Origin of the sequence: Paraburkholderia sp., from assembly GCF_034668105.1 — a bacterium.
GTDB lineage: Bacteria > Pseudomonadota > Gammaproteobacteria > Burkholderiales > Burkholderiaceae > Paraburkholderia.
In genome coordinates, this window is record NZ_JAXDPY010000081.1 from 1 (window position 1) to 9,911 (window position 9,911).

The 9,911-nt window shown below is 63.5% G+C and carries 9 protein-coding genes and 1 riboswitch; of the genes, 4 read left to right on the forward strand and 5 right to left on the reverse strand.

The features are described 5' to 3' along the window. Positions 1-299: 299 nt before the first annotated feature. On the reverse strand, positions 300-1,328 hold the full coding sequence (locus QOC89_RS04105; protein WP_323043855.1) for a LysR family transcriptional regulator: 1,029 nt from the start codon (positions 1,326-1,328) through the stop codon (positions 300-302). Between the two features lie 124 nt (positions 1,329-1,452). Here QOC89_RS04105 and QOC89_RS04110 point away from each other — a divergent pair, with 124 nt between their 5' ends. The 4 genes from QOC89_RS04110 to ribB all read left to right on the forward strand — a co-directional run bounded on the left by QOC89_RS04110 (position 1,453) and on the right by ribB (position 5,092). Then, positions 1,453-1,854, forward strand: coding sequence for a VOC family protein (locus QOC89_RS04110; RefSeq protein ID WP_323043856.1), 402 nt, complete (start codon positions 1,453-1,455; stop codon positions 1,852-1,854). A 31-nt stretch (positions 1,855-1,885) separates the two neighbouring features. Further along, positions 1,886-3,052, forward strand: coding sequence for an MFS transporter (locus QOC89_RS04115; protein WP_323043857.1), 1,167 nt, complete (start codon positions 1,886-1,888; stop codon positions 3,050-3,052). 179 nt (positions 3,053-3,231) lie between these two features. Beyond that, positions 3,232-3,921, forward strand: coding sequence for an XRE family transcriptional regulator (locus QOC89_RS04120; RefSeq protein WP_323043858.1), 690 nt, complete (start codon positions 3,232-3,234; stop codon positions 3,919-3,921). A 121-nt stretch (positions 3,922-4,042) separates the two neighbouring features. Then, positions 4,043-4,226, forward strand: a riboswitch (FMN riboswitch). 146 nt (positions 4,227-4,372) lie between these two features. After that, positions 4,373-5,092, forward strand: a complete 720-nt coding sequence (ribB, locus tag QOC89_RS04125; protein WP_323043859.1) for a 3,4-dihydroxy-2-butanone-4-phosphate synthase — start codon at positions 4,373-4,375, stop codon at positions 5,090-5,092. An 82-nt stretch (positions 5,093-5,174) separates the two neighbouring features. Here ribB and QOC89_RS04130 read toward each other — a convergent pair whose 3' ends face one another. From QOC89_RS04130 to glpD, 4 genes are all read right to left on the reverse strand, one after another. Then, positions 5,175-5,861 (reverse strand): HAD family hydrolase, encoded by a 687-nt coding sequence (locus QOC89_RS04130; RefSeq protein ID WP_323043860.1) that lies wholly within the window; start codon positions 5,859-5,861, stop codon positions 5,175-5,177. Between the two features lie 229 nt (positions 5,862-6,090). Continuing rightward, the gene (locus tag QOC89_RS04135) at positions 6,091-6,804 is read right to left on the reverse strand and encodes an MIP/aquaporin family protein (protein WP_179734274.1); all 714 of its coding nucleotides are present in this window, start codon (positions 6,802-6,804) and stop codon (positions 6,091-6,093) included. A 177-nt stretch (positions 6,805-6,981) separates the two neighbouring features. After that, positions 6,982-8,481: a glycerol kinase GlpK gene (glpK, locus tag QOC89_RS04140; RefSeq protein ID WP_323043861.1), complete on the reverse strand. Its 1,500-nt coding sequence runs from the start codon at positions 8,479-8,481 to the stop codon at positions 6,982-6,984. A gap of 177 nt (positions 8,482-8,658) precedes the next feature. Then, a partial coding sequence (gene glpD / locus QOC89_RS04145) for a glycerol-3-phosphate dehydrogenase (protein WP_323043862.1) occupies positions 8,659-9,911 on the reverse strand: 1,253 nt, incomplete at its 5' end.

Consider the following 9,911-nt stretch of genomic DNA (forward strand, 5'->3'; position numbering starts at 1 on the left):
CGTCGACCATCTTGTCGGAGTCGTACTCGTTCATCTGGCAGCCAAAGGTCTTTACATAAACTTTCTTGGTCATCGAATTTCGCCGGTCGCAGTGGTTAACCTGGGGGCGTCGTTTAAAAGGTGAAGAGGGATGAAAACGTGCGGACGGGCCGCGGCGCTTGGGCAGCCGCTTGAACGCTCGCTCAGCCGCATTCGCTTAGGTAGCCGCTTAGGTACCCCGCTCAGGCAACCCGCTCAGGCAACCCGCTCAGGCAACCCGCTCAGGCGGTCGCTCAAGCGCCGTTAGGGCCCGGTTTGGGCTATTCGGGCCCCACGTTCGACGCACGTTCGCTGCTTAACTCAATATTATAGCCCTTGATCGGCTGCGGTTTTCGCCGCGACCTTTGCCCGCGCTGCTCCGGCGGCAAGCCCAGCAGGCTTTCCAGTTCGCCCGACACCTGGGCGAAGCGCTCGCTCAGAAAATCCAGCAGGACACGCACGCGCGGCGCCATGAAACGGTTGCGGTGGTACAGCGCGTGCAATGGCGCATCCGGATAGCGCCATTCGGGCAGCAGGATTTTCAGGCAGTCGGAGCGCAAATCCGCTTCCACGTCCCACATCGACTTGATGACGATCCCGTAGCCGCGCCGCGCCCATTCGCGGGCCACGGCGCCGTCGTTGGTTTCCCGGGAGGTCTCGAGCGGCACCGTGTAGTGCTGCACTTCGTCGCCGCGCGTAAAGCGCCACTCGTTGACCGGCCCGGAAGCGGTGCCGAGCACGATGCAGTCGAAATTGGCCAGATCTTGCGGGTCCTTCGGCTCACCCTTGCGGGCGATATATTCCGGCGACGCGCACAGCACACGGCGGTTCGGCGCCAGCATGCGGGCGACCAGCGAACTGTCCTGCGGCACGCCGAAGCGGATCGCCAGATCGATGTCCTGCTGCACCAGATTCGATAGCGAGTCCGACAGCGTCAGCGCGAACGTCACCTCCGGGTAAAGCGCGTTGAACTCATCGAGCCAGTGCATCAGCAGGTTGCGGCCGAAGTCCGACGTCGCCGAGATTCGGACTTTGCCGCGCACCACGCCCTGGCCGGCTTGCAGCGCGGCTTCGGCGTCGTCGAGCGATTGCAGCGCCTGGCGGCAGCAGTTCAGATAGAGCCGGCCTTCGTCGGTGAGCCGCAACTGACGGGTGGTGCGTTCGAACAGGCGTGCTTTCAGCCCGGCTTCGAGTTTGGCCAGCCGCGCGCTGGCGGCGGCCGGCGTCAGGCCCATCTTGCGCCCCGCCGCAGAGAGGCTGCCCTGCTGCGCCGCTTCGACGAACAGGCGAATGTCACCGAGGTTATCCATCTCGATCTTTCAAAAGAATTTGAAAATGCTTCAAATGCTACGCCAATTATCAAATTGATGCGTCCGCCTCACAATGCGATCCTCGTAAACCCTTTGTGCCTTTTTGCCCCAGGCAGCCCACGCCATGCAACTCGATCATGCAACGATCGTCACCGCCGAACTCGATACCGCCCGGCGTTTCTTCGTCGACGTCGCCGGGTTGACGCAGGGCGCGCGTCCGCCGTTTTCGGTCGATGGCTACTGGCTGTATGCGAACGGCCGCCCGCTGATTCATCTGATCGGCGCGACGGTGCCCGCCGTAGCGGGCAGGGCGGCGCCGCGCATCGACCATATCGCTTTCCGGCTGGACAGCGCGGATGAATGGCGGGCGCTATTGCAGCGCTTGCATGCGGCGGACACGCCTTATCAGCTCGCGCAAGTGCCGCCGATGGGGCCGCAACAAGCCGAACTGCAACTGTTCGTGGCGCTCGCGCCTGGCGTGGTCATCGAATTCGTGACCGCGCTGCGCCACGCTCAACGCAACTGACACGCTCAACCTAAGAACCTGGAGTAGAAAAATGCCCATTCCATTACTCGCGCTAGCGATCAGCGCTTTCGCGATCGGTACGACCGAATTCGTGATCATGGGCTTGCTGCCCGAGGTCGCGCGCGATCTGGCCGTATCGATTCCGTCGGCGGGTTTGCTGGTGAGCGGCTATGCGCTCGGCGTGGCGGTCGGCGCACCGTTGCTCGCTGTGGTCACCAGCAAGATGCCGCGCAAGCTCGCATTGCAGTTGCTGATGGGGGTGTTCATCGTCGGCAATACGCTGTGCGCGATCGCGTCCAGCTATTCGGTGCTGATGATCGCGCGTGTGGTGACGTCGTTCGCGCATGGCTCGTTCTTCGGCATCGGCGCAGTGGTGGCGGCTTCGCTCGTCCCGGCTGAAAAGCGCGCGAGCGCGATTGCGATGATGTTCACCGGTCTGACGCTGGCGAATGTGCTCGGCGTGCCGTTCGGGACCTTCGTCGGTCAGCAGTTCGGCTGGCGTGCGGCGTTCTGGATCATTAGCGCGTTCGGCGTGCTGTCGCTCGCGGGCGTGACTGCGCTGGTGCCGAATCGTCACGATTCCGGTCCGGCCAATTTGGGGCACGAAGTGCGCGTGCTGAAGGACCCGCAAGTCTGGACCGCGCTCGCGATGACGGTGCTCGGCTTCGGCGGTGTATTTGTCGTGTTCACCTATATCGCACCGATTCTCGAGCAGATCAGCGGCTTCTCGCCGCGCGGCGTGACGCTGATCCTGGTGTTGTTCGGCGTGGGTCTCACGATCGGCAATACCGTGGGTGGCAAGCTCGCCGACCGTGCGCTGATGCCTTCGCTGATGGGCATTCTGGTGGCGCTCGCGGTGGTGATGGCGATCTTCGCGCGGACCAGCCATTCGCAGGTGGCCGCGGCGATCACCATTTTTGTGTGGGGCATTGCGGCTTTTGCGACCGTGCCGCCGTTGCAGATGCGCGTGGTCGAGAAGGCCGCTGCGGCGCCGAATCTGGCTTCCACGCTGAATATCGGGGCGTTCAACGTGGGCAATGCGGGCGGTGCGTGGCTCGGCGGTCTGGTGATCAATCACGGTCATTCGCTCGATACGCTGCCTTGGGTCGCGGCGGCGGTGAGTATCGCGGCTTTGGTGCTGACGTGGTATGCCGCGCGGATGGATGCGCCGGCATCGACCATGGCGCAGCGCGCCTGAGTGTGCGGATCCCGGCCCCGCCACGCCCATATGAAAAATTCGCACAAGCTTTGCGAGAATCGTCCTCCGCAATGCTGATAACAGTGTGAAGATAACTTCGTTGGGCGCCGCGAGGCGCGATGCTATCTTGCTTCCACTAACCGCTTGCCCGCCGTCCGGCGGCGCTTCTGGAGGCAATCATGCATTCCCCGCTTGCGCTGGTTCGCGATCCCACGGCTGACACCGAGGCGTCGTCGCGTGCCGCTGAACCCTTCGATGCTCTTGAACATCTGGTCGGCGTGAATCTCGCCCGTCTGCGCGCCGAGCGCCAACTGTCGCTCGACGCCCTGGCCCGCGCCTCGGGCGTCTCGCGAGCGATGCTCGCGCAAATCGAATCGGCGCGCAGCGTCCCGTCGATCAAGGTGCTGTGCAAGGTGGCTGCGGCGTTGAAGGTATCCGTGGCGGCGTTCCTGCGGCGTCATGCAACCAACGGCTTCGAGCATTTGCCGGCGGAGCGTTCGTCGCGGCTCGTCAGTTCGAACGGGCGCTACTCGGCCCGGCCGCTTTATCCCGACGCCGAGCCGACCGCCGCGGAATTTCACGAGTTGCGTATCGCGCCGTTGCATACCGAGCTTGGCACGCGCCGCGCGCCGGGCACGACGGTGAACCTGGTGGTCAGCGAAGGCACGCTGGAAGTCAGCGTGCACGATCAACGCCAATTGCTGGCCACCGGCGACGCGATCGTGTTCGACGCCGACCAGCCGCACAGCCTGCGCAATCCCGGCGACACCGAGGCGCGCGCGTTTCGTGTGACGCTGAAGGCGGAAACGCCGCCACGCTGGGACGTGCCCGCGCCGCACGATTTGACGCGCCAGGCCGCGCCGGTTTGACGAACGAGGTTTATCAGGCGGATGTGCTCTGAAGCAGCGATGTCCGTGTGAACAGTAGGGGTTGCGCTGCAGCGTCCGCGCGACTGTTGTATGCTTCGCCAGCCGGTCGATCCGGCAATCAGTGCGTCTTCAGGGCGGGGTGAAATTCCCCACCGGCGGTATGCCGGCAACGCGAAAGCGTGAGCCGGTGAGCCCGCGAGCGCCCGCATTCATTTCGCTTTCAGCGTGTCGAAAGCAGCGCGGGGTCAGCAGATCTGGTGAAAAGCCAGAGCCGACGGTTAGAGTCCGGAAGGAAGAAGATGTGCAGATAGTCATGTTCGTTTCCGTGGCGCCGCTCGAGATTGAAGCGGTGCGCGAGCGTCGCTTCGCGCGGCGCTCAACGGCGCGTCTTTGTCTGTTTGCAATGCCCTGAAACGTTTTTCGCCCAACTTTTGCGATGAGCGTTTCAACTATGTCCTTTGCTACTTTTCCTGCTCCGTCGGTGATTGCGGATAGCGCAGTTCTCGATCTCCCGTTGCTCGCCACCGAACCGGTTCCGCCGCGTATCGCCGCCGCCTTGCAAGCCATGCGCGATGGCCGCGCCGTCGTCCTGCAAGACGATCACGACCGCGAGAACGAAGCCGATCTGATCGTTTCCGCCGAGCGTCTTTCCGTCGAAACCATGGCCTTGCTGATCCGCGAATGTAGCGGCATTGTCTGCCTGTGCCTGCCCGATGACAAAATCCGCGCGCTTGAATTGCCGCCGATGGCCGTCAACAACGAAAGCCGTCATGGCACCGCGTTCACGGTCTCGATCGAAGCACGCGATGGCGTGACCACCGGTGTGTCGGCGCTCGATCGCGTGACGACGATTCGCGCCGCCATCAGCGATACGGCGAAGCCGGCCGATATCGTGCGCCCGGGCCATGTGTTCCCGCTGCGTGCGCAGCCCGGCGGTGTGCTCGCGCGCCGCGGCCACACTGAAGGCACGGTCGACCTGGCGATTCTCGCGGGTTTGAAGCCGGCCGGCGTGCTGTGCGAACTGATGAACGCGGATGGCACGATGACGCGCGGCGCGGACGTGGAGCGCTTCGCCGCGCAACACAATCTGCCGATGTTGACGATCGCCGAACTGGCGGAATTTCGTCAGGCGCTGGCGACGGCGCGCGAATGCGTGGCCGACGAGGTTTGATGCAGCACGCGCGTGCCGCGTGCCGCGTGTGGTGAAGCCAAGTCCGAAACCGGCTAATACAGCCGGTTTTTTATTGCGCCCGCTAAGACTGTACGTCGCCAAACTCGCCGCGCACGCCGGCCTCGACCAGCTCCGGCAGTTCATCCATATGCTTCATGATGCGTGTCATCCCCATCTTGCGCAGTGCATCCGCATAACCGTCGGGGATATGGCTCGCGCCCACGAAGGCAATCGTCTTCATGCCCGCCGCCCGCGCCGCATTCAAACCGGCCACACTGTCTTCAACGACGATGCATCGCGCCGGCTCAACACCTAGCGCCTTCGCCGCGAACAGATATACGTCCGGATAGGGCTTCGGCCGCGCGACCTGTTCGGCGCTGAAAATCCGCTCGCCGAAAATCTGCTGCAAGCCCGCGCGCCGCACCGAGGCATTCACACGCGCCAGCCGGCTGTTCGACACGACCGCGGCCGGCAGCGTCACGCGTTGCAATGCGTCGCGCACGCCGTTGATCGGGCTGAGCGATGCTGCGAGCTCGAGTTCGACGTTGTGTTCGATCGTATTGAAGAAATCGGCAGGCAGTGTGATATCGAACGACTTCTCGATGCCTTCGAGAAAGCGCGAGGTTTGCTGGCCGAATGCCGTTTTGACGACGGGTTCGAAGTCGAGGCCAGGGAAGGTGGCGGACAGCGTTTCGAGCATCACGCGGTCAGCGATGATTTCGCTGTCGACGAGCACGCCGTCGCAGTCACAGATGAGGTGGTCGATCATGCTTTAAGACGGAAAGCGAGAGGCACGCGAGCAAGACAGTTGCAAGCTCATGCGCGAAGATTGAAAGCGTCATGATACGTGCTTTGGCGCCGCATGCGCGGCGCCAAAGCTTTCCGCCGGCGCGTGGTTGCGCATAGAGCATGCGTTTGGTGCGTGTCGCGCGGGCCTGGGATGCCCTTAAGTGCCCCTTGAATGATGCGCCTAAATGCGTCATCAATGCGGCGCGGAATCAATGCGCGTGCAGGTAGAGATACAGCGCCGCAGCCACTGCGCCGCCCAGCAGCGGACCACACACTGGGATCCACGAATAACGCCAGTCACTGTCGCGCTTGCCCGGAATCGGCAGCAGCGCGTGCATCAGACGCGGCGAGAGATCGCGCGCCGGGCTCATCGCGTAACCGGTCGGGCCGCCAAGCGAAATTCCAATGCCGAGCACGAGCAGGCCGACCGGCAGCGCGTCGAGCGCACCCAGGCCGACTTGCGGCGAAGCCAGATACAGTACGCCGAGAATCAACACGAAGGTCGCGATCATTTCGGTAAGCAGGTTATGCGGCACGCTGCGAATCGCGGGCGATGTGCAGAACACGCCGAGCTTCACGTCCGCATCGCCTTCCTTGTTGAAGTGCTGACGATACGCGATCCACACGAGCAGGGCGCCCGCCATCCCGCCGAGCATCTGCGCGGCGACGTAGCCCGGCACTTTGGCCCACGCGAATTTGCCTGCCAGCGCGAGGCTGATCGTCACGACGGGATTCAGATGCGCGCCGCTGAACGATGCCGTGACGTACACGGCGATGAACACGGCCATCGCCCAGCCCATCACGATCACAATCAGGTCCGCGCCTTTACCCTTGGTGCGCGCGAGCAGCACGTTGGCGACCGCGCCGTCGCCGAGCAGCACCACGAGTGCCGTACCGATGAATTCCGCAATGTAAGGAGACATCCTTGGTTATCCGAAATATAGTTGTTACGGAAGCCGCGGGATAAGCGGCTTCGTTATGTCGAAAGAGAGTGTGTGAGAGCGGCAATCAGGCTGCAATCAGGGCCCCAATCCGGGCCCCAATCCGGGCCCCAATCCGGGCCCCAATCCGGGCCCAATCCGGGCCCAATCAGGGCCCAATCAGGGCGTGTCGGCCCAGGCCTTCGCGGCGCGGATCGCGCGCTTCCAGCCGTCGAGGCATGCCTTGACGTCGGCGTGCGGCAGGGCAGGCGTGAAACGGCGATCGAGCGCCCACTGGCTTTTCAGTTCGTTCACGTCTTTCCAGTAGCCGACCGCGAGCCCGGCCAGATACGCCGCGCCCAATGCGGTCGTCTCCGCTACCTTTGGTCGCACTGCATCGACGCCGAGAATGTCAGCCTGGAATTGCATCAGCAGATTGTTCGCGCAAGCGCCGCCGTCCACGCGCAATTCGCCGATGCGAATGCCGGAATCGGCTTCCATCGCTTTCAGCACGTCGAGCGATTGGTAGGCGATCGAGTCGAGCGCGGCGCGGGCGATGTGTGCCGAGGTCGTGCCGCGCGTCACGCCGAACAGCGTGCCGCGCGCGCGGGCGTTCCAGTGCGGCGCGCCGAGGCCGGCGAAGGCAGGCACCAGATACACGCCGTCGCAATGCGGCACGCCGCGCGCCAGCGTTTCGATTTCGGCGGCGTTCTTGATGATGCCGAGGCCGTCGCGCAGCCATTGCACCACCGCGCCGCCAATGAAGATGCTGCCTTCAAGTGCGTAGTTGATCTGATCGCCAATCTGCCAGGCAATCGTGGTGACGAGATTGTTCTTCGATTCGATCGGCTTGTCGCCGGTGTTCATCACGAGGAAGCAGCCGGTACCGTAGGTATTTTTCACCATGCCCGACTCCGTGCACATCTGGCCGAACAGGGCCGCGTGCTGGTCGCCGGCGATGCCCGCGAGCGGAATCCTGGAGGCGAACACGGTGGTCCTGGTCGGTCCGTACACCTCCGACGACGCCCGCACTTCCGGCAACATGTTGCGCGGAATCTCGAGCGCTTCGAGCAGTTCGTCGTCCCACTGCAGCGTGTGGATGTTGAACAGCATTGTGCGCGACGCGTTGGTCACGTCGGTGACGTGCAGGCCGCCTTTAGTGAAATTCCACACCAGCCAGCTATCCACCGTGCCGAACGCAAGGCGGCCTTGCTGCGCTTTTTCGCGCGCGCCTTCAACGTTGTCGAGAATCCAGCGGATCTTGGTCGCCGAGAAGTACGAGTCGATCGGCAGACCGGTTTTCGCGCGGACTTTCTCTTCGAGACCTTGCTCTTTGAGCTGATCGCAGAAGTCGGCCGTGCGGCGGTCTTGCCAGACGATCGCGTTATAGATCGGATGGCCGGTTTCGCGATCCCACACGATGGTGGTCTCACGTTGATTGGTAATGCCGATCGCGGCGATCGAGGTGCCGTTCATGCCGGCGCGTGTCACGGCTTCGGCGGCCACGCCGGCCTGGGTCGACCAGATTTCCTGCGGGTCGTGCTCGACCCAACCCGGATGCGGATAGATTTGCTGGAATTCTTTCTGAGCGGTCGACACGATATTGCCGAGCCGGTCGAACAGCATCGCGCGCGAGCTCGTGGTGCCCTGGTCAAGCGCGAGGATGTACTGATCCTGCATTGTCTCTTCTCCATGCGTTTTATGAATCGCCGGACTGCTAACCGGCGACGGGAACGGCTTGTCGTTTTAAGCGGGCTGCAACAGTGTGAGCTTATGCGTCCCGGCCTGGTCGGTCGCCGAGGGGTGAAAATCGATCGGGTTCATGCGGGCTCATGCGGGTTCATGCAACGGCGCCAACTAGGCGCTCTGCCGGACCGGATCACGGGCGAACCATGTGTCGATGTCGTGTGTGATCGAATCGAGCGTGCCCGGTTCGACGTGCAGGCCGAGTTTCGAGCGGCGCCACAACACGTCCTGCGCGCTGCGCGCCCATTCAGTGTCGCGCAAATAAGTCAGCTCGGCTTCGTAGAGACCCGGTGCGAACACGCGGCCGAGGTCAGCCACCGAGCGCGCGTTGCCCAGCACGTGCTTCACACGCGTGCCGTAAGCGCGGGCGAGGCGGTGGGCCAGATCAGCAGGCAGCCACGCATTCTGCTGCTTGAAGCCGGCGAGGAAGCGCTCGAAGTTGGCTTGCGGAATATCGCCACCGGGCAACGGCACACCGGCCGTCCACGAAGGCGCGTCGTTGTACAACGCGTGCGCGAGTTTGTCGACGGCTTCTTCCGCGAGCTTGCGGAAGGTCGTGATCTTGCCGCCGAACACCGACAGCAGCGGCGCTTCGCCTGCCGGCGCGTCGAGTTCGAGCGAGTAATCGCGTGTGACCGCCGACGGGTTGTCCGCGCCTTCTTCCTCGAGCAGCGGACGCACGCCCGAATAGGTCCAGCGCACGTCTTGTGGCGAGATCTTCTGCTTGAAGTAGCGGTTGATCGAGTCGCACAGGTATTGCGTTTCATCGGCGCTGATGGCGACCTGCGACGGGTCGCCGCGATATTCGAGGTCGGTCGTGCCGATCAGCGTGTAATCGTGTTCGTACGGAATCGCGAAGATGATCCGCTTGTCCGGATTCTGAAAGATGTACGCGTGATCGTGTTCGAACAGACGGCGCGTGACGATATGGCTGCCTTTCACGAGGCGCACGCTGTGGGTGGCCTCGCGGCCGAGCGCGCCTTGCAGCAATTCGCCGACCCACGGACCGGCCGCATTCGCAATCGAGCCCGCGCGCACGTCGAGGATCGTGCCGTCCGCGCGCTTGAGTTGCGCGCGCCATTCACCGCCGGCGCGCACCGCGCTCAGCAGTTTGGTGCGTGTGAGAATCTTCGCGCCGCGTTCCTGCGCGTCCAGCGCATTCAACACGACCAGACGCGCGTCGTTCACCCAACCGTCCGAATACACGAAACCGCGTTTGATCGAATCGACGAGCGGCGCGCCGGCGGGATGGTCGCGCATCACGATGCCGCGCGAGCCCGGCAGCAGTTCGCGCCTGGCGAGATGATCGTAAAGGCACAGTCCGGCGCGAATCAGCCAGGCTGGGCGCAGATCGGGCATGTGCG

Bases quoted from the DNA above. Each gene is read 5' to 3' on its own strand.
- QOC89_RS04110 (WP_323043856.1), top strand. From the start codon at position 1,453: ATGCAACTCGATCATGCAACGATCGTCACCGCCGAACTCGATACCGCC.
- QOC89_RS04115 (WP_323043857.1), top strand. From the start codon at position 1,886: ATGCCCATTCCATTACTCGCGCTAGCGATCAGCGCTTTCGCGATCGGT.
- ribB (WP_323043859.1), top strand. From the start codon at position 4,373: ATGTCCTTTGCTACTTTTCCTGCTCCGTCGGTGATTGCGGATAGCGCA.
- QOC89_RS04135 (WP_179734274.1), bottom strand. From the start codon at position 6,804: ATGTCTCCTTACATTGCGGAATTCATCGGTACGGCACTCGTGGTGCTG.
- QOC89_RS04130 (WP_323043860.1), bottom strand. From the start codon at position 5,861: ATGATCGACCACCTCATCTGTGACTGCGACGGCGTGCTCGTCGACAGC.
- QOC89_RS04105 (WP_323043855.1), bottom strand. From the start codon at position 1,328: ATGGATAACCTCGGTGACATTCGCCTGTTCGTCGAAGCGGCGCAGCAG.
- QOC89_RS04120 (WP_323043858.1), top strand. From the start codon at position 3,232: ATGCATTCCCCGCTTGCGCTGGTTCGCGATCCCACGGCTGACACCGAG.
- glpK (WP_323043861.1), bottom strand. From the start codon at position 8,481: ATGCAGGATCAGTACATCCTCGCGCTTGACCAGGGCACCACGAGCTCG.